This is a genomic window from Pseudorhodoferax sp. Leaf267 (assembly GCF_001422405.1).
Lineage (GTDB): Bacteria > Pseudomonadota > Gammaproteobacteria > Burkholderiales > Burkholderiaceae_C > Pseudorhodoferax.
On sequence record NZ_LMMV01000012.1, the window covers coordinates 977,984 to 1,002,163 of the forward strand.

At 69.4% G+C, this 24,180-nt stretch carries 26 protein-coding genes; 10 read left to right on the forward strand and 16 right to left on the reverse strand.

The window, feature by feature from the left end; genetic code table 11:
• Positions 1-2: 2 nt before the first annotated feature.
• Positions 3-407 carry a PIN domain-containing protein gene (locus ASF43_RS16370; RefSeq protein ID WP_056183134.1) on the forward strand — a complete coding sequence of 135 codons (405 nt, stop codon included), beginning with the start codon at positions 3-5 and terminating at the stop codon, positions 405-407.
• Between the two features lie 9 nt (positions 408-416).
• Here the strand turns inward: ASF43_RS16370 and ASF43_RS16375 are convergent, their stop codons facing one another.
• Both ASF43_RS16375 and ASF43_RS16380 read right to left on the reverse strand, forming a co-directional pair.
• The gene (locus ASF43_RS16375) at positions 417-1,658 is read right to left on the reverse strand and encodes a serine hydrolase (RefSeq protein WP_056183137.1); all 1,242 of its coding nucleotides are present in this window, start codon (positions 1,656-1,658) and stop codon (positions 417-419) included.
• A gap of 97 nt (positions 1,659-1,755) precedes the next feature.
• Positions 1,756-2,496 (reverse strand): SDR family oxidoreductase, encoded by a 741-nt coding sequence (locus ASF43_RS16380; RefSeq protein ID WP_056183139.1) that lies wholly within the window; start codon positions 2,494-2,496, stop codon positions 1,756-1,758.
• Positions 2,497-2,611: 115 nt separating this feature from the next.
• Between ASF43_RS16380 and ASF43_RS16385 the strand changes: the two genes are divergently transcribed.
• Entirely contained in the window at positions 2,612-3,535 is a 924-nt protein-coding gene (locus ASF43_RS16385; protein ID WP_056183143.1) for a LysR family transcriptional regulator, read from the forward strand.
• Here ASF43_RS16385 and ASF43_RS16390 read toward each other — a convergent pair whose 3' ends face one another.
• The 11 genes from ASF43_RS16390 to ASF43_RS16440 form a co-directional block, all read right to left on the reverse strand.
• Complete coding sequence (locus ASF43_RS16390) at positions 3,536-4,165, reverse strand: DUF6134 family protein (protein WP_156373339.1); 630 nt, start codon at positions 4,163-4,165, stop codon at positions 3,536-3,538. It abuts the gene before it with no gap.
• Entirely contained in the window at positions 4,162-4,965 is an 804-nt protein-coding gene (locus ASF43_RS16395) for a DUF1295 domain-containing protein (RefSeq protein ID WP_056183145.1), read from the reverse strand. Before ASF43_RS16395 ends, ASF43_RS16390 begins: the two co-directional genes overlap by 4 nt.
• Complete coding sequence (locus ASF43_RS16400) at positions 4,958-5,560, reverse strand: DUF2878 domain-containing protein (protein WP_056183148.1); 603 nt, start codon at positions 5,558-5,560, stop codon at positions 4,958-4,960. Before ASF43_RS16400 ends, ASF43_RS16395 begins: the two co-directional genes overlap by 8 nt.
• The gene (locus tag ASF43_RS16405; protein WP_056183151.1) at positions 5,560-6,618 is read right to left on the reverse strand and encodes a cyclopropane-fatty-acyl-phospholipid synthase family protein; all 1,059 of its coding nucleotides are present in this window, start codon (positions 6,616-6,618) and stop codon (positions 5,560-5,562) included. Before ASF43_RS16405 ends, ASF43_RS16400 begins: the two co-directional genes overlap by 1 nt.
• A 93-nt stretch (positions 6,619-6,711) precedes the next feature.
• Complete coding sequence (locus tag ASF43_RS16410; protein WP_056183154.1) at positions 6,712-7,740, reverse strand: NAD(P)/FAD-dependent oxidoreductase; 1,029 nt, start codon at positions 7,738-7,740, stop codon at positions 6,712-6,714.
• A gap of 13 nt (positions 7,741-7,753) precedes the next feature.
• Complete coding sequence (fdxA, locus tag ASF43_RS16415) at positions 7,754-8,083, reverse strand: ferredoxin FdxA (protein ID WP_056183156.1); 330 nt, start codon at positions 8,081-8,083, stop codon at positions 7,754-7,756.
• A gap of 109 nt (positions 8,084-8,192) precedes the next feature.
• Positions 8,193-9,521 carry a sulfate adenylyltransferase subunit 1 gene (locus ASF43_RS16420; protein ID WP_235578262.1) on the reverse strand — a complete coding sequence of 443 codons (1,329 nt, stop codon included), beginning with the start codon at positions 9,519-9,521 and terminating at the stop codon, positions 8,193-8,195.
• Between the two features lie 8 nt (positions 9,522-9,529).
• Complete coding sequence (gene cysD, locus ASF43_RS16425; RefSeq protein ID WP_056183163.1) at positions 9,530-10,492, reverse strand: sulfate adenylyltransferase subunit CysD; 963 nt, start codon at positions 10,490-10,492, stop codon at positions 9,530-9,532.
• Between the two features lie 54 nt (positions 10,493-10,546).
• Positions 10,547-11,170 (reverse strand): phosphoadenosine phosphosulfate reductase family protein, encoded by a 624-nt coding sequence (locus ASF43_RS16430; RefSeq protein ID WP_056183166.1) that lies wholly within the window; start codon positions 11,168-11,170, stop codon positions 10,547-10,549.
• An 18-nt stretch (positions 11,171-11,188) separates the two neighbouring features.
• Positions 11,189-11,599, reverse strand: coding sequence for a DUF934 domain-containing protein (locus ASF43_RS16435; protein ID WP_056183171.1), 411 nt, complete (start codon positions 11,597-11,599; stop codon positions 11,189-11,191).
• A gap of 16 nt (positions 11,600-11,615) precedes the next feature.
• Positions 11,616-13,412 carry a nitrite/sulfite reductase gene (locus ASF43_RS16440; protein WP_056183174.1) on the reverse strand — a complete coding sequence of 599 codons (1,797 nt, stop codon included), beginning with the start codon at positions 13,410-13,412 and terminating at the stop codon, positions 11,616-11,618.
• A gap of 207 nt (positions 13,413-13,619) precedes the next feature.
• Here ASF43_RS16440 and cobT point away from each other — a divergent pair, with 207 nt between their 5' ends.
• Both cobT and ASF43_RS16450 read left to right on the forward strand, forming a co-directional pair.
• Complete coding sequence (gene cobT, locus ASF43_RS16445; RefSeq protein ID WP_056183177.1) at positions 13,620-14,714, forward strand: nicotinate-nucleotide--dimethylbenzimidazole phosphoribosyltransferase; 1,095 nt, start codon at positions 13,620-13,622, stop codon at positions 14,712-14,714.
• A 12-nt stretch (positions 14,715-14,726) separates the two neighbouring features.
• Positions 14,727-16,925, forward strand: coding sequence for an EAL domain-containing protein (locus ASF43_RS16450; protein WP_056183179.1), 2,199 nt, complete (start codon positions 14,727-14,729; stop codon positions 16,923-16,925).
• Here ASF43_RS16450 and nth read toward each other — a convergent pair.
• A complete protein-coding gene (gene nth / locus ASF43_RS16455; protein WP_056183182.1) occupies positions 16,898-17,536 on the reverse strand; it encodes an endonuclease III in 639 nt (212 codons plus the stop codon). The two genes, ASF43_RS16450 and nth, sit on opposite strands and share 28 nt — an antisense overlap.
• A gap of 96 nt (positions 17,537-17,632) precedes the next feature.
• Here nth and ASF43_RS16460 point away from each other — a divergent pair, with 96 nt between their 5' ends.
• The 4 genes from ASF43_RS16460 to ASF43_RS16475 are packed head-to-tail and all read left to right on the forward strand — an operon-like array spanning position 17,633 to position 21,797.
• A complete protein-coding gene (locus tag ASF43_RS16460; RefSeq protein ID WP_056183185.1) occupies positions 17,633-18,604 on the forward strand; it encodes a tripartite tricarboxylate transporter substrate binding protein in 972 nt (323 codons plus the stop codon).
• Positions 18,605-18,631: 27 nt separating this feature from the next.
• Positions 18,632-20,242: a gamma-glutamyltransferase family protein gene (locus tag ASF43_RS16465; RefSeq protein WP_056183188.1), complete on the forward strand. Its 1,611-nt coding sequence runs from the start codon at positions 18,632-18,634 to the stop codon at positions 20,240-20,242.
• 23 nt (positions 20,243-20,265) lie between these two features.
• A complete protein-coding gene (locus tag ASF43_RS16470) occupies positions 20,266-21,441 on the forward strand; it encodes a PLP-dependent aminotransferase family protein (RefSeq protein WP_056183191.1) in 1,176 nt (391 codons plus the stop codon).
• Positions 21,438-21,797: a translation initiation factor Sui1 gene (locus ASF43_RS16475; protein WP_056183194.1), complete on the forward strand. Its 360-nt coding sequence runs from the start codon at positions 21,438-21,440 to the stop codon at positions 21,795-21,797. The genes ASF43_RS16470 and ASF43_RS16475 overlap by 4 nt, the downstream gene beginning before the upstream one ends.
• Here ASF43_RS16475 and ASF43_RS16480 read toward each other — a convergent pair.
• A complete protein-coding gene (locus ASF43_RS16480) occupies positions 21,794-22,420 on the reverse strand; it encodes a glutathione S-transferase family protein (protein ID WP_056183197.1) in 627 nt (208 codons plus the stop codon). The genes ASF43_RS16475 and ASF43_RS16480 overlap by 4 nt on opposite strands.
• Before the next feature lie 162 nt (positions 22,421-22,582).
• On the opposite strand from ASF43_RS16480, the gene ASF43_RS16485 reads away from it, so the two are divergent.
• Entirely contained in the window at positions 22,583-23,107 is a 525-nt protein-coding gene (locus ASF43_RS16485) for a hypothetical protein (protein ID WP_082497896.1), read from the forward strand.
• On the opposite strand, the gene ASF43_RS16490 is transcribed toward ASF43_RS16485, so the two are convergent.
• Positions 23,108-23,830 carry a ProQ/FINO family protein gene (locus ASF43_RS16490; protein WP_082497897.1) on the reverse strand — a complete coding sequence of 241 codons (723 nt, stop codon included), beginning with the start codon at positions 23,828-23,830 and terminating at the stop codon, positions 23,108-23,110.
• Between the two features lie 167 nt (positions 23,831-23,997).
• Here ASF43_RS16490 and ASF43_RS30750 point away from each other — a divergent pair, with 167 nt between their 5' ends.
• Complete coding sequence (locus ASF43_RS30750) at positions 23,998-24,180, forward strand: hypothetical protein (RefSeq protein ID WP_156373340.1); 183 nt, start codon at positions 23,998-24,000, stop codon at positions 24,178-24,180.

A 24,180-nucleotide genomic window follows, 5' to 3' on the forward strand; every position in this document is an offset into this window, starting at 1 on the left:
CCATGCTGGTGCTCGACAGCAACACGATCAGCTACTACTTTCGGGGCGACCCGCAGGTCGTGCCGCGCTTGCAGGCCGTCTCGCCTGCCGACCTCGGCGTGCCGGCCATCGTGGAGTACGAACTGCGCTACGGCTTGCAGCGCCTGCCGCAAGACGCAGCGGCTCCGCGGCTGGAGGCCTTGGCGCAACTGCTGCGGCCGATGCAGATGCTGCCGTTCGACAGCGCATGCGCCGCGCACGCGGCCAGCATCCGGGCTGCGCTGGAGGCGGCGGGCTCGCCCATCGGCCCGCACGACACCCTGATCGCAGCGACGGCCCTGCGCCATCAGGCCACGCTGGTGACCCGCTACGCGCGCGAGTTCTCACGCGTCGCAGGACTGCAGTGGCTCAACTGGCATTCGAGCTGAAGTCGCCCCTCACGACACCGCGCCGTACACCAGGTTCTTGTACAGCATCCGCGTGTGGATCCGGTTCGACGGGCACTGCGCCATCAGCACGCCCACCAGTTGCTCGCGCGGGTCGATCCAGAAGCTGGTGCCCCAGGCGCCGGCCCACATCGCGTCGCCCACGCTGCCGGGCGTCCAGCCCACGCCGTCGTACAGGCGCACGCCCCAGCCCAGGCCGAAGCCGTAGCCCGGGCCGGTGGTGGCGGTGGGCACGCCGGCCTTGCCGACCAGGTGGTCGGACAGCATGAAATCCACCGTCTTGCGCGACAGGTAGCGCGTCTTGCCGTCGGTGCCACCGTTCAGCACCATCTGCGCGAACTTGAGGTAGTCCGCGCCCGTGCCGACCAGGCCGGCGCCGCCCTTGAGGTACTGGCGCGGGGCCGGGTCCGTGTCGTGGCGGTAGGCGCGCAGCATGGACGCCTTCTGCGCGTCGCTGTCCAGCGTCTCGGCCAGGCGCGCGCGCTTGGGCTGCGGCACCCACCAGGCGGTGTCGACCATGCTTAGCGGGCCGATCAGCATCTCCTGGTACAGCACGTCGAGCCGCTTCTTGGTCACGCGCTCCAGCAGCAGGCCCAGAACGTCGGTGGCGATGGAATAGAACCAGGTGGTGCCGGGCTGGTAGGCCAGCGGGATGGTCCCCAGGCGCTTGAGCATCTCGTCGCCTGTGATGTCGGTCTCCAGGGACTCGATGTTGAGGTCGGCGTACATCTTGCCGATGCGCGCCGAGGGGCTGGCCGGGCCGTAGACGAAGCCGGCCGTGTGCATGAGCAGGTCCTGCACGGTGATCATGCGCGTGGGCGCCACGTCGCCCTGCGGCGTCTCGACCTTGAGGTTCTTCAGCTCGGGCAGCCAGTTCGTGACCGGGTCGTTGATCTTCATCTGGCCCTGCTCGACCAGCATCATGGCCACCACCGAGGTGATGGGCTTGGTCATCGAGGCCAGCCGGAAGATCGCGTCGCGCGGCATGGGCCGGGTCTTGGCGGCGTCCAGGAAGCCCACCGCCTCGTGGTGCACCAGCTTGCCCTCGTGCGCCACCAGCGACACCGCGCCCGGGAAGGTGCCGATCCCCACCTGGGCATTCAGCGCCGGGGCGATGCGGCCCAGCCGGTCGGGCAACACCATGGGGCGCGGCACCGCCGGCATGCTGCTGCATCCGGCCAGAAAGGTGCTGCCCAGGGCCGACAAGGTCAGCGCGCGACGCGAGATGGTCATGAATTTGTCCCCATTCGTTGTTGATTGGTGGCAAATTCTTTCCATCTTTCGCGTGGTTGGTGAATGGGTAAACCCGCGTGCCCTGTCGCGTGGGCGATCAGGCCGCAAAGCCGCCGTCGATCAGCAGGCTGGCGCCCGTGACCATGCCGGCCTCCGGCCCGACCAGGTAGGCCACCATGCCGGCGATCTCCTCCGGGTGCGCGTGGCGTTCCAGCGCCATCAGGCCGTGCATGCCGGCCGCCATCGGGCCGTCGGCCGGGTTCATGTCGGTGGCGGTGGGGCCGGGCTGCACGTTGTTGATGGTGATGCCGCGCGGGCCCAGGTCGCGTGCCAGGCCGCGCGTGAGGCCCACGATGGCGGACTTGCTCATGGCGTAGACGCCGCCGCCGGCCCAGGGCATGCGCTCGGAGTTCGTGCTGCCGATGGTCACGATGCGCCCGCCGTCGCCCATGTGGCGCGCAGCCGCCTGCACGGCCACGAACACGGCGCGCACGTTGACCGCCAGCGTGCGGTCGAAGTCGTCCAGGCTGAATGTGTCCAGCGGGCCCATCACGGCCACGCCGGCGTTGTTGACCAGCACGTCGAGCCGGCCGAAGCTGGCGGCGGCCTGGTCGATGGCGGCCGTGAGCGCGACGGCGTCGGCACTGTCGGCCTGCAGCGCCAGCGCGCGGCCACCAGCGGCTTCGATCTCGCCGGCCAGGGCCTGCGCGGCGTCGCGCGAGCCGGCATAGGTGAAGGCCACGGCCGCGCCGTCACGCGCCAGGCGGCGCACGATGGCCGCGCCGATGCCGCGTGCGCCGCCGGTGACGAAGGCGGCCTGGGGTGTTGGGGTGTTCATGGTGGAAGCTCCGGAATGGTTGGGAAGGAAGCACTGCAGTGTCCGCCTGCCATTGCGTTGCCGCTAGCCATGAGTGGGCTGGATCAATTTCAACTGCGGGTTGAGAATCTGCGCCATGCAACCCCTGAGCCATCTCGAATGCTTCGTGAAGTCTGCGCAGGTCGGCAGCTTCTCGGCCGCGGCCCGGCTGCTGGAGCTGACGCCCGCGGCCGTCAGCAAGAAAGTGGCGCGGCTCGAGGCGTCTCTGGGCGTGCGTCTGTTCCAGCGCAGCACGCGCAAGCTCACGCTGACCGAGGGCGGCGAGCGCTTGCTGCAGCAGATCGGCGGGCCGCTGGCGGCGCTGGCCGACGCCATCGACCATGCGGCGGAAGAAGACAAGCAGCCCGCCGGCACGCTGCGCGTGAGCATGGGCCAGGCCTTCGGGCGGGCCTACGTGGTGCCGCTGCTGGACGAGTTCCTGCGGCGCTACCCGGCCGTGGTGCCGGACTGGCGCTTCGACAACCGGCAGGCCGACCTGATCGGCGAAGGCTTCGATGCCGGCATCGGCAGCGGGTTGGACCTGAAAGCCGGCATGGTCGCGCGCGAGCTCGGGCGCATCCAGGTCGTGGCCGTGGCCGCGCCTGCCTACCTCAAGGGCCGGCCGCGCGCGCGCCACCCGGCCGACCTTGCGGCGCTGGACGGCATCGTGCGCCGCTCCAGCCAGAACAACCGCCTGTACCAGTACACGCTGCGCCACCAGGCTGGCGAGGTGGCGCCGGCGCTGCTGCGCACGCGCGTGGTGTTCGACGACCCCGAGGCCATGTGCCAGGCTGCGCTGATGGGCCTGGGCGTGGCGCTGGTGCCCATGCCGTTCGCGGTGCCGGGCCTGCAGAGCGGTGCGCTGGTGCGTGTGCTGCCGGGCTGGGCCATGGACGCCGGGCCCGTCTCGCTGTATTACCCGGCCAAGAAGCTGCTGCCGGCGCGCACGCGGGTGTTCGTGGACTTCGTGGTGGAGCAGTTCCGCGAACGCGGCTTCGCGCGGCTGATCCAGGCGGGCTGATCAGCGCAGCCGGTAGCGCAGGACGCGCCCGCCGCGCACGACGGAATCCAGGCCCACCCAGTCGCCGTTCGGCAGCGTCCAGACATCGATGGGCTGCTGCGGCCCGGTGATGCGCCAGCGCTCGGCAGGCGTCGATTGGCCGCGCACGTCGATGGGGCCGCTGCCCATGGCCTGGATGCGCACGCGCTCGTACTGGCCGGTCTGCGCGTTGAGCAACTGCGTCTGCGTGCGGATCGCCGGGCTCCAGTAGGCAAAGCTCATCACGCAGCCGGGCAGTGCCTGGGTGCCGGCGGCCGTTGACACCTCCAGTGCCTGGCCGCGCGCTTGGGCCTGCACGCGGCCGGCCTCGCCGTCGTCGTCGGTGGTGGCGGTCAGGCCCGCCAGGCAGTGGCCGCGCCATTGCTCGGTGGCCCGGTGCTGGTAACGGTAGACGGACAGGCCCAGCAGCCTCACGTCGAACTGCGCCTCGCTGGTCACGCTGCGGGCGTCCGCGGGGCCGGTGATGCGGAAGCGGTGCTGGCCGATGGGCTTGTCGTCCAGCGACACGCTGAAGTCCAGGTCCTGCGCGAACGAACAAGGCACGGCCAGCAACAGGCCCACTACGCCCACGTACAGGCGCAAGCTGCTCACGAGGCGCCCTTGCGCACCGGCCCGGGGATGAAGGCGTTGGTGCGCGCGATGTAGGCGCGGTAGGCTGGCCGGCGTTCGGTGATGTCCTTTTCGGTCAGGCTGACGCCGGAGACCTTGAGCAGCAGCACGGTCATCAGCAGCGGCGAGACCATGGTCCAGGCACCGCCCCAGCCCGCGCCGGCCACTGCCACGAGCCACAGGCCCCACCACACGCAGGCCTCGCCGAAGTAGTTGGGGTGCCGCGTGTAGCGCCACAGGCCACGGTCCATGACCTGGCCCTTGTGCGCGGGGTCGGCCTTGAAGCGCGCGAGCTGCCAGTCGCCCACGGCCTCGAACCCCAGGCCGAAGACGGCCAGCGCCAGGCCGATCGCATCGAGCACATGCAAGGCGCTGCCGGCCTGCGCGCCCGCGAGGAAGGGCGCCGACACCACCCAGGCCAGCACGGCCTGCAGGGCGAACACCAGGTACAGGCTCTTGAATGCGAAACCGGGCTCGTTGCGTGCGCGGATCTCCTGGTAGCGCCGCTCTTCTCCGTGGCCCCAGTTGCGCCAGGTGATGAACAGGCTGAGCCGCAAGGCCCACGCACTGGCCACCAGCAGCATGGCCAGCCCGCGTGCACCGGCCGTGGGCAGCAGCACCAGGTAAGCCCAGCCCGCGCCGACGATCAGCACCGACCAGACGCGGTCGACCAGGCTCACGTCCGAGCGCAGCAGGCTGGCGAGCCAGGTCAGCACGGCCAGGCCGGCCGTGAGCGCCAGGCCGGCCAGGGCCGCATGCAAAGGTGATCCGGCGTCAGGCATGGATGGCCTCCGGTTCCGTCACGCCGTCCAGGCGCGCCGACAGCCGCACCAGCACCGGCAGCACCACGGCCCAGACCAGCGCCAGCGTGGCAACGGCCAGGCCTGGGTGCAGGAACTGCGCGCCGCCCATCCGCACGCCGGCGCTGAAGGCCATCGGCCCTGCCACCGCGCCCACTGCGGCGGCCAGCCACCAGCGCCCGCGCAGCCAGCGCAGCGTGACATTCAGCGCGATCGCCAGCAGCGCCCACAGCGCCACCATCCAGTACGGCGGCAGGTCGGAGAACGGCTGGCCCGACGGATAGGCCACATTGCCCTGCAGCACCACCAGCGTCTCGACCACGGCGCCGACCAGCCCGGTCAGCAGCACCAGCTTCGCCTCCTGCGCGGGCCGTGCCGACACCGCCAGATGCCAGGCGATTGCCGCTGCCACGCAGGCCGTGCCCGCCATGGGATGCTGCGCGGCTGCGCCCAGCACGGCAGCGAACCAGGCCGCTTGCGATATGACGACGTTGGCCAGCTGCATGGCGCGCGTCGGCCGGGTGGTGGCGCCTGCGCCGGTCGGCGCCGCCGGGGCCTGAGGCCAGATGCTGGCCATCACGCGCGCGGCTCAAACAAGTAGTGGCTCACCCACCACTGCTGGCCGCCCGCGTAGCCGAACAGCTCTTCCACGGCCAGGAAGAACAGCCGCCAGCGGTTCCACCAGACGGTGGCCTGGTATTCGCCGTAGGTGGCGGCCAGGATGGGCATCAGCGTGGCGCGGCTGGCGTCCATGTTGGCCAGCCAGGCGGCGGACGTGCGCTGGTAGTGTTTGCCGTCCCAGCGCCAGCGCTGCAACAGGCGCAGATCGTCCTGGCACCACAGGGCCAGGTCGTCGCTGGGCATCATGCCGCCGGAGAAGAAATACCGGCTCATCCAGTCGCTGTCGTCGCGCGCCTCGAAGGGGTAAGGCGCCTCGCGGTGCGCGAACACGTGCATGAAGAAGCGCCCGCCCGGCTCCAGCCAGCGGGCCACCTTGGCGAAGGCGCGCGGCCAGTTGCGCAGGTGCTCGAACATCTCGACCGAGACCACGCGGTCGAACTGCTCTTCGGTGTCGAAGTCGTTCATGTCGCGCGTCAGCACGCGCAGGTTGGCCAGCCCGCGCCGCGCGGCTTCGGCCTCGATCCAGGCGCGCTGCGACTGCGAGTTGGACAGCGCCGTGATCCAGCTGCCCGGGTAGTGCTCGGCCATCCACAGCGACAGCGAGCCCCAGCCGCAGCCCAGTTCCAGCACGCGCTGGCCGTCCTGCAGTTGGGCGCGGCTGCAGGTGGCGGTCAGCGCGGCGGCTTCGGCCTCTTGCAGCGTCTGCACGCCGGGCGCCCAGTGGCAGCTGCTGTATTTGCGGTGCGGCCCCAGCACCTGCGCGAAGAACGCGGCCGGCACCTCGTAGTGCTGCTCGTTGGCTTTCTCGGCCAGCGGCGCCACATCCGCTGCGCGCATGTGGGCCAGGAACGCGCGTGTCAGCGAGGCGCAGGCTTCGGCATCGCCACTGTCCAGTTCGGCAAGCCGCTGGCGCAGCAAGTGGCGGATGCCGACCCGCAGAACGCGGTCGGGCAGGCGGCCCTGTTCGGCCCAATGCAGGGCAGTGGCCGTGGACAGGCTGGGGTTGCGGGACATGCGGGTATCCAGGCAAGAGGCACGCCGGGATGGCGGCCGTTGCCGGTCGTACGCAGGAAGGCGGGGTTTGGATCGCCCGCGCGGCCGAAAGGCTCAGACGCCCAGCAGGCGATGCAGCCGCGTGGACGTGGTCGTGTACTCCACCACCACCTTGCGCCCGGCCTGCAGCCGCTCGGCCGCGTCGTAGGCGGCCAGCGTGGCCTCGTGGAAGGCGCACAGGATCAGCTTCTTCTTGCCGGGGTAGTGGTTGATGTCGCCGACCGCGTAGATGCCGGGCATGGCGGTGGCGCAAGTGGCGGGGTCGACGACGAGCTGCTTGCGCTCCAGCGCCAGGCCCCAGTCGGCGATGGCGCCCAGGCGGGGTGACAGGCCCTGGCGCACGAGCAGCAGGTCCAGCGCCAGCCTGGTGTCGGCGCCTTCGGCGTGGCTGAGGACGAGTTGCGCAAGCCGGCCGTCACCGGCCAGCTCGAAGCCCGTGGGCTGGCCGATCGCGACCTGGACGCGGCCGGCGTCGCGCAGTTGCTGCAGCGCGGCGAGCTGGGCGGCGTCGGCCTCGAAGCCGTCGCGCCGGTGCACAAGCGTGATGCTGGCCGGTGGCGGTTCGGCCTGGGCGAAGTGCAGCGCCGAGGCCACGGCTTCCTCGCCGCCGCCGGCGATCGCCAGGTGCAGGCCGGTAACCGGCGCATCGTCCGGCAGGTGGTAGTGCAGTTGCCCGCCCTCGAACGTTTCGATGCCGGGAATCCGCAGGCGCCGCGGCTGGAACGCGCCGATCCCGGCGGCGATGAAGACAGTGCGTGTCAGGAACGCTGTACCGGCGCTGGTCGTGAGCCGCAGGCGGCCGTCTGCCTCGGTGGCCAGCGTGGCGATCTCCTGGCCCAGGTGGAAAACCGGGGCGAACGGCGCGACCTGTCGCTGCAACGACGCAACCAGCTCGCGCCCCGTGCACACCGGCACCCCGGGAATGTCGTAGATGGGCTTGTCGGCGTAGAGCGCCGCGCACTGGCCGCCCACGTAGGGCAGCACGTCCACGATGTGGCTGTGAGCTTCCTGCAGGCCGAGCTGGAAGGCCTGGAACAGCCCGGCCGGGCCGGCACCGATGATCAGCGCATCGGTTTCGATCACGGCCGTGCGGGGCTCAGCGGACGAGTTCGGACAGCTTGCCCGTCTTGTCCTTCCAGTCGTCGGCATCGGGCAGCGCAGCCTTGCGCTTGGTGATGCTCTTCCAGCCATCGGCCAGCGCGAGTTCGGCGTTGAGCTTGATGAAGGCGAGCTGGTCCGCCGGCAGGTCTTCCTCGGCAAAGATGGCGTTGACCGGGCACTCGGGAATGCAGACTGCGCAGTCGATGCATTCGTCCGGGTCGATCACCAGCATGTTCGGGCCTTCGCGGAAGCAGTCCACGGGACACACGTCGACGCAGTCGGTGTATTTGCAGCGGATACAGTTTTCGGAGACGACGTGGGTCATGGTGGTCGGGGTGCGGGCGGGTGGGCCGCTGGGGAAAACCCGCGATTCTAGGGAAATTTCCGCCGCAGGGCCTGGCGCGGCCTCGCGGCGGTCATGGATGTGGCGCGGATCAGCGCACCAGCACGGCTGCCGCCGTCTTGTGCGAGGCCTGGTCCACCAGCACCAGCGCGCCCAGCGTGCGCGATTGCTGGTAGGGCAACGTGGCAACGGCGTCCTGCAGCAGCAGCTCGACCTGGCCGATGGCGTTGGCCTCCAGTTGGGTTGCGTCTTCCTCGGCCAGCGTGTGGATGTCGAGCCGGTGCACGATGCGGCGCACCTTGGCCTTGACCCAGCGGTGGCCGTGCAGCGCCCAGTAGGCGCGGCCAGGCACGAGCGGCTCGTCGTCCATCCAGGCGACGGTGGCGTTCAGCTCGCGCGAGACGGGCAGGGCCGCGCCCTCGTCGGTCTCGGCCAGCAGCCAGTCGCCGCGCGACACATCGACCTCGCGGTCCAGCACGATGCCGGCGCTGTGGCCCGCGGCCACGGCCTTTTCGTCGCGCACATGGGTCAGCACGCGGGCGATGCTGGCGCTCTTGCCGCTGGGCATCACGCGCACGCGCTGGCCGGCTTCGGCCTTGCCCGTGGCCACGCGGCCCCAGAACACGCGCCTGCCCTGCGAGGTGTCGGACGAGGACGAGAACTTCTCGACCCACTGCACCGGGAACGCCAGCGGCAGCGCGGTCTCGGCCGGCGTATTGGACAGGCCCTCCAGGATGCGCAGCAGGGTGGCGCCGTGGTAGCCGCACCAGTGCGCCTCGGGCGCCGCGTCGACCACGTTCCAGCCCTTGAGCGCCGACACCGGCACGATGGCTTCGACGGCGATGCCGGCCTCGGCGGCGAAAGCCGTGAGGGCCGCCGAGATGCGCGTGAACGCCTGCTCGGGGTCGGTCACCGCGTCCAGCTTGTTGACGGCGAACACGATGGCCGGCACGCGCAGCAGCTGCACCAGCAGGGCATGGCGACGCGTCTGCTCCAGCAGCGGGAAGCTGGCGTCCTGCCAGGCCAGCTTGGTCGCGTCGACCAGCAGCACGGCGCAGTCGGCGCTGGATGCGGCCGTGACCATGTTGCGCGTGTACTGCTCGTGGCCCGGCGTGTCGCCGATGATGAACTTGCGCCGGGTGGTCGAGAAATAGCGGTAGGCCACGTCGATCGTGATGCCTTGCTCGCGCTCGGCCGACAGGCCGTCGGTCAGCAGCGCAAGGTCGGTCACGCGGCCGTCCTGGCCCTGGCGCTGCACGCCAGCGAGCTGGTCCGACAGCACGGCCTTGCTGTCCACCAGCAGGCGGCCGATCAGCGTGCTCTTGCCGTCGTCGACCGAGCCGCAGGTGATGAATTTCAGGGCGGCGGCGGGTGCCGCATCGTTGGAGGCCTCGGTCACGGCGGGGTGCTCAACAAGCATGGCGGTCATCAGAAATACCCATCTTTCTTGCGCTTCTCCATCGAAGCCTCGGAGGTCTTGTCGTCCATGCGCGTCGCGCCGCGCTCGCTCACGTCGGACAGCAGCGTCTCCACCACGATCTCGTCCGGCGTGCTGGCCAGGCTCTCGACCGGGCAGGTGCAGGTGATGTCGCCCACGGTGCGAAAGCGCACCTGGCGGCGCTCGGCGGTCTCGCCTTCCTTGAGCGGCGTGAGTTCGGTGACGGGCACCAGCAGGCCGCGGCGCTCGACCACGGTGCGCTCGTGGCTGTAGTACAGCGAGGGCAGGGCGATGTTCTCGCGGGCGATGTACTGCCACACGTCCTGCTCGGTCCAGTTGGAAATCGGGAACACGCGGAAGTGCTCGCCGGGCTGCAGCCGGGTGTTGAACAGTGTCCACAGCTCGGGCCGCTGGGCCTTGGGTTGCCATTGGCCGAAGCTGTCGCGGTGCGAGAAGATGCGCTCCTTGGCGCGGGCCTTCTCTTCGTCGCGGCGGGCGCCGCCGATCAGCGCGTCGAAGCGGAATTCCTCGATGGCCTCCAGCAGCGTGACCGACTGGTGCACGTTGCGCGACTCGCCCGGGTGGGCCAGGCGCACGGTGCCGCGGGCCATGGAATCTTCCACGCTGCGCACGATCAGTTCGGCGCCCAGTTCCTTGGCGCGCAGGTCACGGAAGTCGGTCACTTCATGGAAGTTGTGGCCCGTGTCGATCATCAGCAGCGGGTAGGGGATGCGGCCGGCGCCGAAAGCCTTCTCGGCGCACTTGAGCAGGACCAGCGAGTCCTTGCCGCCCGAGAACAGCAGCGTGGGGCGCTCGAAGGCGGCGGCCACTTCGCGCAGGATGAAGATGGCTTCTTCTTCCAGCGCGTCCAGTTGGGCGTTGGCCAGTGGGGCGTGGGCGACAGGCGGTTGCAGCATGTCGGTGTGTTCTTCGAATTGGGTGCGCGCGTTCATGGTGGGGTCTGTGTTTCGGTGAGCCGGGAGGGGCCTGATCGGTGCAGATGGGCTTCAGTGGCTCAGGTGCAGGCCGCATTCGCGGTTGTCTTCACCCTTGGTCGGATCCACATAGTCGAAGTTGTTGGGCAGGTCGTGGGCCTTGCAGTAGTCGTGCAGTTCCTTGGACGACCAGTGCAGCAAGGGCGCGACCTTGATCAGCCCGTCGGGGTTGAGGCTCACCGGCTCCATCTGGGCACGCACGGCGGTGTCGGTCGCGCGCAAGGCGGTGAACCAGACCTTGGGCGCCATCTCGCGCAGCGCGCGGGTGAAGGGCTCCAGCTTCACTTCCTCGGTGAAGGCTTGGTGCCGCGGGTCGTCCAGCGTCGGCGTAGCGCCTTCCACGGCTTCGCGGTGCGCGCGCGAGCGGCGCGGCAGGTACACGTGCAGGTTCAGCTTCAGGCGCTCGGTGACTTCGTCGACGAAGCGGTAGGTGGCCTCGGTGTTGTAGCCGTTGTCCATCCAGACCACCGGCACATCCGGCTTCGCCTGCGTGACCAGGTGCAGGATGACCGCCTCGAACGGTCGGAAGTTGGTGGTCAGGATGGCCGGCTGGTGCAGGCCGAGCGCCCAATCCACCAGCGCGGGCGCGTTGCGGCCGAGTTCTGTGTTGATGCGGGCGAGGTCGATCTGGGACATGGTAGGTTTCTCCAGCGCTCAGGCGGCGACCCGGCGCTCGACCTCGGCCTCGGCCTCGGCGAAATGCGGCTCGGCGTGCACGGCATCGCCCTGGTAGAAGCCGTGGAAGCGGTCGAACTGGCGCTGTGCGGCCTCCGGGCCCAGGCCCTGGCGCAGTACGGCGACCGTGAAGCCCGAGCGCGCCATCTGCACCAGCTGGTCGATCAGCACGTCGCCCGTGGCACGGATCTCGCCCTGGTAGCCCAGACGGCGGCGCAGCAAATAGGCCTGGCTGTAGGCGCGGCCATCGGTGAACTTGGGAAAGTTCAGGTCGATGCGCTGCACTCCTTCGAGCTGCACGTCGCGCGGGTCGATGGTGTTGTCCAGCACCAGCGTGCTGGCGTCGCCCTCGGCGGGGGCCTGGTGGTCTTCGAATTTCAGGATCTGCATCGTGGTCTCTCTGCGCTCAGGCGGCCTGGGCTTCGCCCTTGGGGGCGCGGGCCGTGCTGACGCGCGCGGCGTTGGCGGCGAGCTTGAACGGGTCGTGGCCCACGCGGCGCAGCGTGTTGATGAAGGTCTCGCCGGCTTCGCGCTCGCGACGGTAGGTGTCCAGCAGGGCTTCGATCACCTCCGGCACTTCGGCCGCGGCGAACGAGGGGCCGACGACCTTGCCAGCTACGGCCTGGCCCGACAGGTTGGAGCCGTCGGAGCCTGCCAGCGTGACCTGGTACCACTCCTGCCCATCCTTGTCGACGCCCAGGATGCCGATGTGGCCGCTGTGGTGGTGGCCGCAGCTGTTGATGCAGCCGCTCATGTGCAGGTCGATCTCGCCCAGGTCGTGCAGCTCGTCCATGTCCTGGTAGCGCGCGGTGATGGCCTGCGCGATCGGCAGCGAGCGGGCGTTGGCCAGCGCGCAGAAATCGCCGCCGGGGCAGACGATCATGTCCGTCAGCAGCCGGATGTTGGGCTTGGCCAGGCCCAGCTTGCGCGCGGCCTTCCACAGCTCGGGCAGCGCGTCGCAGCGCACCCAGGGCAGGACCAGGTTCTGGTCATGCGTGACGCGGGTTTCGCCGCCGCTGAACTGCTCGGCCAGTTCGGCGGCGCGGTCCAGCTGGTCAGCCGTCGCGTCGCCGGGCGCGAAGCCCAGGCGCTTGAACGACAGGGTGACGATGCGCAGGTCGGGGTTCTTGTGGGGTGCCACGTTCTGCTGCAGCCAGCGCGAGAACTCGATGTCGTCCTCGGCAGCCGCGCGCAGCACATTGGCGATCTTGCGTTCCGCGTCGCTCTTGTCGCAGTTCAGCGTGGCAGGCGCCACGAAATTGGCCGACACGCGGTCCAGCTCGGCCTGGCTGATGGTGTGGGCCGCGCCGTCGTTGGCGAGGATCTCGGCGTATTCCTCTTCCACCTCGTCGATGTAGCGCTGGCCCTCGGCCTTCACGAGAATCTTGATGCGCGCCTTGTAGATGTTGTCGCGCCGGCCCCAGCGGTTGTAGACGCGGACCACGGCTTCCAGGTAATTGATGATCTGGTTCCAGGGCAGGAACTCGCGGATCACGGTGCCCACCACCGGCGTGCGGCCCATGCCGCCGCCGACCATCACGCGAAAACCGACCTCGCCGGCCTCGTTGCGCACCACATGCAGGCCCACGTCGTGCCAGGCCGTGGCGGCGCGGTCGTCGGTGGCGCCGGTGATGGCGATCTTGAACTTGCGCGGCAGGAACGCGAACTCGGGGTGCAGCGTGCTCCAGTGGCGCAGGATCTCGGCGAACGGGCGCGGGTCGACGATCTCGTCCACGGCGATGCCGGCGCGCTCGTCGCTGGTGATGTTGCGGATGCAGTTGCCGCTGGTCTGGATGCCGTGCATGTGCACGCTGGCCAACAGGTCCATTACGTCGGCGCTTTTTTCCAGCGGAATCCAGTTGAACTGCACGTTCTGGCGCGTGGTGAAGTGCGCCACATGGTCGGGCAGGCTGGTCAGGTCCGACAGGCCGGCATTGGCGGCCGACAGGTCGTGGTCGGGCTTGTTGTCGTAGTCGCGGGCGATCTTGGCCAATACGCGCAGCTGAGCCGAATTCAGTTCGCCATAGGGCACGGCGACACGCAGCATGGGCGCGAAACGCTGGACATACCAGCCGTTTTGCAGCCGCAGCGGCCGGAATTCGTCCTCGGCCAGCTCACCGCGCTGCCAGCGCTCGAGCTGGTCGCGGTACTGGGCGGCGCGAAGTTTGACGAATTCGTGGTCGAAATCTGTGTATTGGTACATCGTGGTTCTGGAGGCTGCCGGCCCGGCGGGCGGGCGGCACGGGCCGAAGAATCGGTGAAAACCCGCGTACTCTAACGAGGGTGGCCTTAGAACCAAACTACATATTTGTTTTGGCGCTATGCGTGGCTGGTTATAAGCAAAGTGCGCAACCTGTCCGTAGGGCAGGCTCCGGCGCCTCGCCAGGGCGGCCAGGGGCTTGCCGCGACAATGCATAGGGTGAACGCACCTGACCGCCTTTCCACCCTGCGCCTGCCTGCCATTGCGGAGGTCGGCGACGCCGCGCGCGGCGCCCAGCTGCAGCGCCTGCTGGACGGCAAGACCAAGCCGCAGGGCTCGCTCGGCCGCATCGAGCAGCTCGCGCTGCAACTGGGCTTGGTCCTGGATACCGACGCGCCGGTGCTGCAGGCGCCGCAACTGGTGGTCTGCGCAGCCGACCACGGGCTGGCGCAGCAGGGCGTGTCGGCCTATCCGCCAGAGGTGACCTGGCAGATGGTGGAAAACTTTCTGGCCGGGGGCGCCGCCGTCAGCGTGCTGGCACGCCAGCACGGCATCGCGCTGACGGTGGTCGATTGCGGCGTGGACCATGATTTCCTGGCTGCGACCGCGGGCCAGGCGCGGCCCGGCCTGCAGGTGCGCAAGACTTCACGCGGCACGGCCGATGCGGCGCGCGGCCCGGCCATGCGGCTCGCGCAGTGCGAGGCCGCCATCGTCCAGGGCATGGAGCTGGTGCGTGCGCTTCCGGGCAATGTGGTGCTGCTGGGCGAGATGGGCATTGCCAACAGCTCGGCCGCGGCCTTGCTGACGGCCCGGCTGACAGGGGCGGACATCGCCGACTGCACGGGCGCGGGCACCGGCGTCGCGGGCGAGGCGCTGGCGCACAAGCTGCGTGTGCTGCAGGCCGTGTGCGTGCGCCATGCCGACGCCCAGACGCCGTTGCAGGCGCTCGCCGCTTTCGGCGGCCTGGAGATCGCGACCCTGGTCGGCATGGTGCTGCAGGCCGCGCGCGAGCGCCGCGTGGTGCTGGTGGACGGCTTCATCACCACCGCCGCCGTGCTGGTGGCGCAGGCGCTGGCACCGGCCGTGCGGGGGTACTGTGTGTTCTCGCATGTCTCCGGCGAGCGTGGCCACGGCGTGGCGCTGGCCCACCTGCGTGCGCGCCCGCTGCTGGACCTGGGCCTGCGCCTGGGCGAGGGTTCGGGCGCTGCGCTGGCCTGGCCGCTGCTGCAGTCGGCCAGCCTTTTATTGCGCGAGATGGCCAGTTTCGAGGGCGCTGGCGTGTCGGACGGCGGCCAGGGGCGCTGATAAACTGCGGCGATGCAAGACGATGACCGCACGCAAGCCTTGGCTTCGTTGGTTGTCGAGCAAACCGACAACGCCGTTGTCGTCTGCGGACCGGATGTCCGCGTGCTCTATGTCAATCCCGGTTTCACGCGCCTGTTCGGCTACACGCTCGACGACCTGAGCGGCCAGCGCGCGGTCGACATGCTGGCCGGCCCGTCCACCGACCGCCAGGCGCTCGATGCGGTGCTCGACCCGGCGCATCTTTCCAGCTTCCGTCTCGAATTGCTGCTCTACACACGCAGCGGCCAGCCGCTGTGGACGTCCATCGTCGCCAACGCGGTGTGCAACGCGGCTGGCAAGGCCGAGCACTTGGTCGGCGTGCTGTCGGACATCACGCTGACCAAGATGCACGAGGTGCTGCAACACCGCGCGCTCGACGCCATGGTGCGCGAGCTGCCGGTGGCCGAGCTCATGAACCTGGTCTGCGAAGAAGTCGAGCGCATCGCGCCGGAGATGCTGTGCTCGGTGCTGGCCGTGGACGAGCACGGCCTGGTCCATCCGCTGGCCGGCCCCAGCTTGCCGGTCTCCCTGGGCGAAGCGCTGGAAGGTGAGCCGATCGGGCCGGAAGCCGGCTCCTGCGGCTGCGCGGCCTGGCGCGGCGAGCCGGTCGAGGTCACCGACATCGCCAGCGATGCCCTGTGGGACCAGCACCGCCACCTGGTGCTGCCGTCCGGCCTGAGGGCCTGCTGGTCCTGCCCGATCTGCGCCAGCGACGGCAAGGTGATCGGCTCCTTCGCCATGTACTTCCGCGAGCGGCGCAGCCCCAGCCCGTTCCACCTGCGGCTGGCCGAGATCTGTGTGCGACTGTGCGCGCTGGAGCTGGAGCGCGAGCGCGCGCGCCTGCGGCTGGAGCAGCTGTCCTCGTTCGACATGCTGACCGGCCTGGCCAACCGGATCGCGCTGAAGCACCGCGCCATCCTGGTGCTGGCCGAGCAGTCGCAGTCGGGCACGCCGATGGCGGTGCTGTGCATCGACCTGGACCGTTTCAAGCTCGTCAACGAAACCCAGGGCCACACGGCCGGCGACGCGATGCTGCGCGAGATCGCCGGGCGGCTGATGCGCTGTGTACGCAGCATCGACCTGACCGGCCGGCTCGGCGGCGACGAATTCGCGGTGATCCTGCCGGCCTGCTCGGTCCAGCAGGCGGCCACGGCGGCCGAGCGTTTGCTGCTGGCCCTTTCCGCGCCGCTCACCCTGGAAAACGTGACGCTGCAGCCTGCGGCCAGCATTGGCGTGGCCATGTTCCCGGACGACGGTACCGACATCGACACCCTGCTGCACCATGCCGACATGGCCAGGGTGCAGGCCAAGTCCGGCACCACGCGCGGTGGCGCGCGCTTCTTCAACGAGGAAATGCAGCAACGCACGCGCGAGCGCGTCGCGCTGGAGGCCGCACTGCGCCACGGCCTGCGCGACGGCGGGTTGCGCCTGCACTACCAGCCGCAGATCGACCGCCGCTCCGGCACCTTGTACGGCGTGGAGGCGCTGGCGCGCTGGATCCACCCGGAGTTGGGCGAGGTGCCACCGGCCCGCTTCATCCCGCTGGCCGAGGAGGCCGGCATGGTGGTCGACCTGGGCCGCTGGGCGCTGTCCGAGGCCTGCCGGCAGATGGGCCAGTGGCGCCGCGCCGGCCTGCATGTCGCGCGGGTCGCAGTCAACATGTCCACGCACAGCTTCCAGGACGAGGGCCTGGTGGCCCGCGTGGGCGGCCTGCTGGCATCCAACGGTTTGACCGCCGCCGATCTGACGCTGGAGATGACCGAAAGCATGCTGCTGGACGCCACGCCCGACGTGCTGGCCACGCTGCATGCGCTGCGCCAGATGGGGGTGCACCTGTCGCTGGACGATTTCGGAACGGGCTATTCCAGCCTGTCCTACCTGCACCGGCTGCCCATCCACGAGCTCAAGCTGGACCAAAGCTTCGTGCGCGACCTGACCGAGAGCGCCACCGCGCGCACGCTGACCAACACCATCTTGCGCATCGGCGACAGCCTGAAGCTGACGGTGGTGGCCGAGGGCGTGGAGACCGTCGAGCAGGCGCAGCTGCTGGCCGAGCGCGGCAGCTCCATCGTGCAGGGCTACCTGTACGGCCGGCCGATGCCCGCCGACGCCCTGGCCAGCTGGCTGTCCGACGGCGGCCTGGATCAGGGCGCCGTGGTCTTGGGCGTGTAGTCGCACCAGCGCGCCACGGCGCAGCGCCAGCACTGCGGCTTGCGCGCCTGGCAGACATAGCGGCCGTGCAGGATCAGCCAATGGTGCGCATCCACGAGATAGCGCGCCGGCACACGTTCGAGCAATCCCTGTTCCACCTTCTCGGGCGTCTTGCCCGGCGCCAGGCCCGTGCGGTTGGCCACGCGGAAGATGTGCGTGTCCACCGCCATGGTGGGCTCGCCGAAGGCCACGTTCAGCACCACGTTGGCGGTCTTGCGTCCCACGCCGGGCAGGGCCTGCAAGGCCTCGCGCGTGCGCGGCACCTGGCCGCCGTGCTGCTCCACGAGGATCTGGCAAGTGGCCATCAGGTGCCGGGCCTTGCTGCGGTACAGGCCGATGGTGCGGACGTAGCTTTCCAGCCCTTCCAGGCCCAACGCCAGGATCTTTGCTGGCGTGTTGGCCACGGGGTACAGCCGGCGCGTGGCCTTGTTCACGCCCACATCCGTGGCCTGGGCCGACAGCAGCACGGCCGCCAGCAGTTCGAACACGCTGGTGTATTCCAGCTCGGTGACGGGTTGCGGATTGGCGGCCTGCAGCGTGGCGAAGAAGCAGTCGATGTCGGAGGCGTCCATCGCGGGGAGTCTACGAAAACCGGCGTCCTACAATCGCCGACGCATCGGGACTGGAGGTCCGCCACGCGGCGCGGACCGGTGCCGATGCCGCGACCCATGAAACCCCTGTTCTCCCTGTTGCTGGCGGCCGCCTCGCTGTGCTGCGCACCGGCTTGGTCCCAAACCGATGCGGCCTATCCCACCAAGCCGATCCGCCTGGTCGTGCCGTTCCCCGCCGGCGGCGCCACCGACCTGTTCGCCCGCATCCTGTCCACCAAACTGGGCGAGCAGCTGGGCCAGACGGTGATCGTCGACAACAAACCGGGCGCTGGCGGCGCGATCGGTTCCGACCAGGTCGCCAAGGCTGCGGCGGACGGCTACACGCTGCTGCTGGCGACCACCAGCACGCACTCCGTCGGCCCGGTCCTGAACCCGCGCCTGCCCTATGACACGGTGCGCGATTTCACGCCGATCGCCCATGTCGGCAATGCGCCCAGCATCATGCTGGTGCCCAACAGCTCGCCGGCCAGGACTGTCAAGGAATGGATCGCGCTGTCGCGCCAGCAGCCGGGCAAACTCAACTATGCGTCCAGCGGAAACGGCACCATCGTCCACCTGACGGCCGAGCTGTTCAAGGCGCAGGCCGGCCTGTTCCTCGTGCACATTCCGTACAAGGGCACGGCCCTGGCCATTCCCGACCTGGCCGCGGGCCAGCTCGACGTGCTGTTCGATTCGCTCCCGACCGGCCTGCCGCATGTGCGCGAAGGCCGCTTGCGCGCGCTCGGCGTCACCTCGCTGCGGCGCACGCCGATGGCGCCCGAGCTGCCCGCGATCGCCGAGACGCTGCCGGGCTTCGAGTCCAGCACCTGGTTCGGCCTGTACGGCCCCCGGGCGCTGCCGCCCGCCCTGGTGGCCCGGATCAATACCGCTGCCAACAAGGCCCTGGCCGATGCGGATGCACGCGAGCGACTGGCGCGCCTGGGCATCGAGCCCGAAGGCGGCACGCCCGGCCAGTTCGCCGCGATGGTCGCGGCCGACCTCGCCAAATGGAAAGCTGTCGTGGTCGAACGCAAGATCACGCTGAACTGACGCGCCTTCATCCGAACTGGACCTCCCATGCACTTTGACTACGCCAATCCCTACACCTCCGTGCGCACGCCCGTGTTCGCGCGCAACGTCTGCAGCACCTCCCATCCGCTGGCCGCACAGGCCGGCCTGCGCATGCTGCAGCAGGGCGGCAATGCTGTCGATGCCGCCATTGCCGCGGCCGCGGCCATGACCATCGTCGAGCCGGTCAGCAACGGCCTGGGCAGCGATGCCTTCTGCATCTTGTGGGACGGCAAGGAACTGCACGGCCTGAATGCCTCGGGCACGGCACCTGCGAGCTGGACGCCCGGGTACTTCCGCAAGAAGTACGGCGCTGACGCCACCACGCCGCCCAAGCGCGGCATCGATTCCGTCACCGTGCCGGGCGCCGTCAGCGCCTGGACGGCCCTGTCCACGCGCTTCGGCAAGCTGCCGTTCGCCGACCTGCTGCAGCCGGCCATCGAGATCGCCGAGCGCGGCTACCTGATGCCCGTGGTGGTGCAGCAGAAGTGGGAGGCCGCTACCGAAGAGCTGCGCGTGCAGCCCGGCTTCAGCGAAGGCTTCCTGCCCTGGGGCCGCGCCCCGCGGGTGGGCGAGCTGTTCCAGTTCAAGGCTGCGGCACGTGCATTGCGGGCCATCGCCGAGACCAAGGGCACCGCCTTCTACGGCGGCGAGATTGCGGCCGCGATCGAAAAGTATTCGGCGGCCCACGGCGGGAGCCTGACGGCGGGCGACTTCGCCGGCTACCAGCCCGAGTGGGTCACACCCATTGCGCGCGACTACCGCGGCTACACGCTGCACGAGATTCCGCCGAACGGGCAGGGCATCGCCGCGCTCATCGCGCTCGGCATCCTGGAGAAGTTCGACATCGCCGGCATGGCCGTGGATGGCGTCGATTCGCAGCATGTGCAGATCGAAGCCATGAAGCTCGCCTTCGCCGACGTCTACCGCTACGTGGCCGATGGCCGCACGATGGAAGTGACGCCCGCGCAGATGCTGGACGATGCCTACCTGGCCTCGCGCGCGCGCTTGATCGACATGAAGCGCGCGCAGAACTTCGCGGCCGGCAACCCGGTCAAGGGTGGCACCATCTACCTGACCGCGGCGGACGAGAACGGCATGATGGTCAGCTTCATCCAGAGCAACTACATGGGCTTCGGCTCGGGCGTGGTCGAGCCCACGTTCGGCGTCAGCCTGCAGAACCGCGGCCATGGCTTCAGCCTGCAGGCCGGTCCTAACCAGGTCGCGCCCGGCAAGCGGCCGTTCCACACCATTATCCCGGCCTTCCTCACCAAAGACGGCCAGCCGGTCATGAGCTTCGGCGTGATGGGCGGCAACATGCAGCCCCAGGGCCACATGCAGACGCTGGTGCGCATGCTGGACTACGGCCAGAACCCGCAGGCTGCCTGCGACGCGCCGCGCTGGCGCTTCAATGCCGGGCTGGAGCTCAACGTCGAGGCGGCCATGAACCCGGCCGCGATCCAGGGCCTGGCCGCGCGCGGCCACCAGCTGGACGTGATCAACGATTCCTACCAGGACTTCGGCGCCGGCCAGTTCATCTGGCGCGCGGGCGACCCCAAGGTCGAGGGCTACGTGGCCGCCAGCGACGCGCGCCGCGACGGCCTGGCCGCAGGGTTCTGACCACGACAACAAGGAGAAGCAGCGTGCAATTTGCCGACCGTCTGAAGAACGTGGAGACCTCTGCCATCCGCGAACTGTTCAAGTTGCTGGGCAAGCCCGGCATCATCAGCTTCGCGGGCGGCTTTCCCGACCCCGCCTTGTTCGATGCCGAGGGCATTGCCCAGGCCGCCGCCGCCGTGCTCAAGGACACGCCGGGCCCGGTGCTGCAGTACGGCGCGACGGAAGGCTACGGCCCGCTGCGTGAGCAGCTCAGCGGCTTCATGGCGAACAAGGGTGTGAAGGTCGCCCCCGAGGGCCTGATCGTCACCACCGGTAGCCAGCAGGCGCTGGACCTGATCGGAAAAACCATGATCTCGCCGGGCGACAAGGTCATCGTCGAGGCGCCGACCTTCCTGGCCACGATCCAGTGCTTCCGGCTCTATGGCGCCGACCTGATCGGCGCGCCCATCGATGCCGATGGCGTGCAGGTCGACGTGCTGGAGCGGCTGATCGAGGAACACAAGCCCAAGCTGGTCTACCTGATCCCCACCTTCGGCAACCCCAGCGGCGCCACGCTGAGCCTGGAGCGGCGCAAGCGCATCCTTGAGATCGCCGCGCGCACCCGGACGCTCATCGTCGAGGACGACCCCTATTGCGAGCTGTACTTCGGCAAGCCGCCGCCGCCGTCGATGCTGGCGCTCTCCGGCGAGGTGCCGGGCAGCCGCGACTGGCTGGCGCACTGCGGCTCCATGAGCAAGATCCTCTCGCCCGGCCTGCGCGTGGGCTGGCTCATCGCGCCGCCGGCGCTGTTGGCCAATGCCACCATGTGCAAGCAGTTCAGCGATGCACATACCTCCAATCTGACGCAGGCCACGGCCGCGCACTATTTGACGCTGAACCGACTGGACGGCGCGCTGGCGGCGGTGCGCAAGGTCTACGCCGAGCGCGCCCGCGTGATGGCCGAGAGCCTTCAGCGCGAGCTGGGCGATGCCATCGGTTTCAACCCGCCGCAAGGCGGCATGTTCTTCTGGGCCCGGCTGAACGGCGGGCGCGACGCGGCCGAGTTCGCGCAGCGTGCCATCGAGCAACTGGTGGCCTTCGTGCCCGGCGCGCCGTTCTACGCCGCAGAGCCCGACCGTTCCACCCTGCGCCTGAGCTTTGCCACGGCCGACCTCGCCAAGATCGAGGAAGGCATCGCGCGGCTCGGCCGGGCGCTGTGAAGCCGGCCGCCGGCCGCGGCGGCCTGGTCTATTCGACCGAAGCCGGTCGCATGTGCCCGGACTGCCGCCAGCCCATCGCGCAATGCACCTGCCGGCAGGCGGCCCCACCCAAGACCGATGGCATCGTCCGCGTGTCGCTGGACACCAAGGGTCGCAAGGGCAAGGGCGTCACGGTGGTCAAGGGCGTGCCCGTCGATGCGCAGGCGCTGCTGGCGCTGGGCAAGCAGCTCAAGGCCGCCTGTGGCTCGGGCGGTACGGTGAAGGACGGGCAGATCGAGGTGCAGGGCGACCACTGCACATTGGTGATGGATGCCCTGCGCAAGCAGGGATACACGGTCAAGCGCGCAGGCGGCTAGGCCGCGCCGGCCTCTTCCGCCAGCGCCTTTTGGACGGCCGGGCGCTGTTCCATGCGCTGGTGGTGCGCGTGGGTGGCGGGCAGCCCGGCCAAGTCCACGCCATCGCCGGGCAGCCAGCTCGCGATCGTGTAGAGGTAGGCGTCGGCCACCGAATAGGTCTCGCCCAGCACCCAGGGCCCCTTGAACATGTGCGCTTCGATCAACTCGAAACACTCGCGCATGTTGCTCGCCACTTTCAGCTGCATGGACTTCTGCGCGGCCGGGTCGTCCGACCAGCGCGCGCCCCGGAAGCGGTGGGCATGGGCCACATGGACCGTGGCGCACAGGTAGCTGTTGAAGGCCTGCAGTTGCGCGAAGGCGAAGGGGTCGTCCAACGGCGCCAGATGCGCTGCCGGGAAGCTCTGTGCGATGAACGCCAGGATCGCGGGCGTCTCGGTCAGCGTGCCCTGCGGCGTGACGAGCGCCGGCACGCGCGCCTTGGGGTTCACGGCCAGGTAGGCCGGCTTGCGTTGTTCGCCTTCCAGGAAGTTGAGCTTGACCAGTCCATACGCTGCGCCGCTTTCGGCCAGAGCGATGTGGGAAGCGCGTGCGCACGTGTTGGCACCGTAATAGAGCGTGAGCATGGTGGGGCCTTAGACAAGAAGCGCGCAAGTGTAGCCCCGGGGCGCTTGTCCTACAGGGGGGCAAGCGCCTGGGAGGGCGCAGGGGCCGGTGCCGTCCGGCTTGGTGCAAACGGCTGGAAACATAGACTTGCTGTATTCCGAAAAACACCTGAGAGGCTGACCATGTCCGCACCCCAACGCCACAACGGCAGCGCCCGTACCTCATTCCTGTCCTTTGGCTTGGTCTGTGTCCTGGCCGTGGGCGCTGCCACGGCACAGATCTCCGCGCCTGCACAGCCGGCACCACCGGCCCAGATCTCCGAGCCTGGCAATACGGGCATCGACCGGTCCGGCAGTTTCGAACGTGAGCGCGCCGCCTGCATGAACGGCGCCACGCAGCAGGCGCAGGACACCTGCCTGCGCGAGGCGGCCAACGCTGCCGCCGACAAGCGCAAGGGTGAGATCGGCACGGCGCCGTCGCCAGAACTGACGGCCAATGCCATGCGCCGCTGCGAAGCGCTAGGCGGCGAGGACCACGCCGCCTGTACGGCCCGCGTCCTCGGCTACGGCAATGCGCGAGGCAGCGTGGCCGGCGGCGGCGTGATCCGCGAAGTCGAAACTGTGGTCGTGCCGCCTGGGCAGTCCGAAGTGACCATCGTGCCCAAGACCGACAACCCGGTGTTGGTGATGCCCGCTCCGGCAAAGTGATTAGCGTGCGGCCTTGACGCGGCGATCGTCCGCGGCCTGGGCCAGCGCTTTGGCCACCACGCCGGGCTGCATGCCATAGCTGTCGGCAAAGGCTTCCATGCTCGTGCCACTGGCTTCGAAAGCGCGCATCAACGCTTCCCGGCGCGCGATCTCGCCGGCTTGGTCCAGGTCCGACTGGTCCAGCAGGGCGCCCAGCACATCGGGGTTGATCTTGGCCGCCGCTGCATAGCCGGCCCGGTCTAGGCCGCTGGCGACGAACAGTTCTCGCAGGCGTGCCCGCATCGCAGGCTGCAGGTCTTCCGTGCTGCGGGCCTGGCGTCTGCGGAACAGCTCCATCGCGGCGTGGTGCACGTGGTCGATCGCGAGTTCGCCGGCAGGCTTTCCGTCAAGATCATGGCGCGGCACACCCCGTGCGATGCTCTCCAGGTACCGAGTAGAGCGCGTGTGCTGGCCCAGCGCCTCCTTCAGCGCGGCAGCTTCGAAAACGCCGGCGTGGCGTTCCATGATGTCCTGGAAGGTGCCCAATTTGAGCGGCAGGAACCGGGAGCCAAACAGCTGCGGATGCAGCGCGGCCAGTTGCTCCAGCACGGGATGCACGGGACGGCCGCGGCGCGCTTGCGCGGCCGGGTCAGGGCGCTGGTGGCGCCTGCGGCTCTTGCCGGGTTTGCCCTCGGCGACGGCGTCGGCAGGCTCAGTGGCAGGGGACAAGTTGTCGGCGCTCATGGGTTGGGGCTGTTCGAGGAAAACCGCGCATTGTAGAAAGGCCGCCATGGCGCGCTGCGCTGGCCCGTGTGTCCTTGTGTCACAAGGCGGGGATGTGGACAAAAGTCACGAAAACTTCATGGTGCGCTGCCTACACTGGCCCGGCCCGCACAGCAGGAGATGCCGCCATGTTCCGCCCCTACGACCCGCCGCCGTCCCGCCCGCCTTCCCGGCCAGGCCATCCGGTGCCGGCGCCCCATGGCTCGCCGGCTGCGGCCGTCCCCGCACCGCCGGCCTACGTCCCGCCGCTGCCCAGCAACTGGGACCAACTGGACCCGGACCAACGCGTGCGCAGCATCGGCGAGTGGTAA

Excerpts from the sequence above, each read along its gene's own strand:
- ASF43_RS16370 (WP_056183134.1), top strand. The coding sequence starts at position 3 with ATGCTGGTGCTCGACAGCAACACGATCAGCTACTACTTTCGGGGCGAC.
- ASF43_RS16375 (WP_056183137.1), bottom strand. The coding sequence starts at position 1,658 with ATGACCATCTCGCGTCGCGCGCTGACCTTGTCGGCCCTGGGCAGCACC.
- ASF43_RS16380 (WP_056183139.1), bottom strand. The coding sequence starts at position 2,496 with ATGAACACCCCAACACCCCAGGCCGCCTTCGTCACCGGCGGCGCACGC.
- ASF43_RS16385 (WP_056183143.1), top strand. The coding sequence starts at position 2,612 with ATGCAACCCCTGAGCCATCTCGAATGCTTCGTGAAGTCTGCGCAGGTC.
- ASF43_RS16395 (WP_056183145.1), bottom strand. The coding sequence starts at position 4,965 with ATGCCTGACGCCGGATCACCTTTGCATGCGGCCCTGGCCGGCCTGGCG.
- ASF43_RS16400 (WP_056183148.1), bottom strand. The coding sequence starts at position 5,560 with ATGGCCAGCATCTGGCCTCAGGCCCCGGCGGCGCCGACCGGCGCAGGC.
- ASF43_RS16405 (WP_056183151.1), bottom strand. The coding sequence starts at position 6,618 with ATGTCCCGCAACCCCAGCCTGTCCACGGCCACTGCCCTGCATTGGGCC.
- fdxA (WP_056183156.1), bottom strand. The coding sequence starts at position 8,083 with ATGACCCACGTCGTCTCCGAAAACTGTATCCGCTGCAAATACACCGAC.
- ASF43_RS16420 (WP_235578262.1), bottom strand. The coding sequence starts at position 9,521 with ATGCTTGTTGAGCACCCCGCCGTGACCGAGGCCTCCAACGATGCGGCA.
- cysD (WP_056183163.1), bottom strand. The coding sequence starts at position 10,492 with ATGAACGCGCGCACCCAATTCGAAGAACACACCGACATGCTGCAACCG.
- ASF43_RS16430 (WP_056183166.1), bottom strand. The coding sequence starts at position 11,170 with ATGTCCCAGATCGACCTCGCCCGCATCAACACAGAACTCGGCCGCAAC.
- ASF43_RS16435 (WP_056183171.1), bottom strand. The coding sequence starts at position 11,599 with ATGCAGATCCTGAAATTCGAAGACCACCAGGCCCCCGCCGAGGGCGAC.
- ASF43_RS16440 (WP_056183174.1), bottom strand. The coding sequence starts at position 13,412 with ATGTACCAATACACAGATTTCGACCACGAATTCGTCAAACTTCGCGCC.
- cobT (WP_056183177.1), top strand. The coding sequence starts at position 13,620 with ATGCATAGGGTGAACGCACCTGACCGCCTTTCCACCCTGCGCCTGCCT.
- ASF43_RS16450 (WP_056183179.1), top strand. The coding sequence starts at position 14,727 with ATGCAAGACGATGACCGCACGCAAGCCTTGGCTTCGTTGGTTGTCGAG.
- nth (WP_056183182.1), bottom strand. The coding sequence starts at position 17,536 with ATGGACGCCTCCGACATCGACTGCTTCTTCGCCACGCTGCAGGCCGCC.
- ASF43_RS16460 (WP_056183185.1), top strand. The coding sequence starts at position 17,633 with ATGAAACCCCTGTTCTCCCTGTTGCTGGCGGCCGCCTCGCTGTGCTGC.
- ASF43_RS16465 (WP_056183188.1), top strand. The coding sequence starts at position 18,632 with ATGCACTTTGACTACGCCAATCCCTACACCTCCGTGCGCACGCCCGTG.
- ASF43_RS16480 (WP_056183197.1), bottom strand. The coding sequence starts at position 22,420 with ATGCTCACGCTCTATTACGGTGCCAACACGTGCGCACGCGCTTCCCAC.
- ASF43_RS16485 (WP_082497896.1), top strand. The coding sequence starts at position 22,583 with ATGTCCGCACCCCAACGCCACAACGGCAGCGCCCGTACCTCATTCCTG.
- ASF43_RS16490 (WP_082497897.1), bottom strand. The coding sequence starts at position 23,830 with ATGAGCGCCGACAACTTGTCCCCTGCCACTGAGCCTGCCGACGCCGTC.
- ASF43_RS30750 (WP_156373340.1), top strand. The coding sequence starts at position 23,998 with ATGTTCCGCCCCTACGACCCGCCGCCGTCCCGCCCGCCTTCCCGGCCA.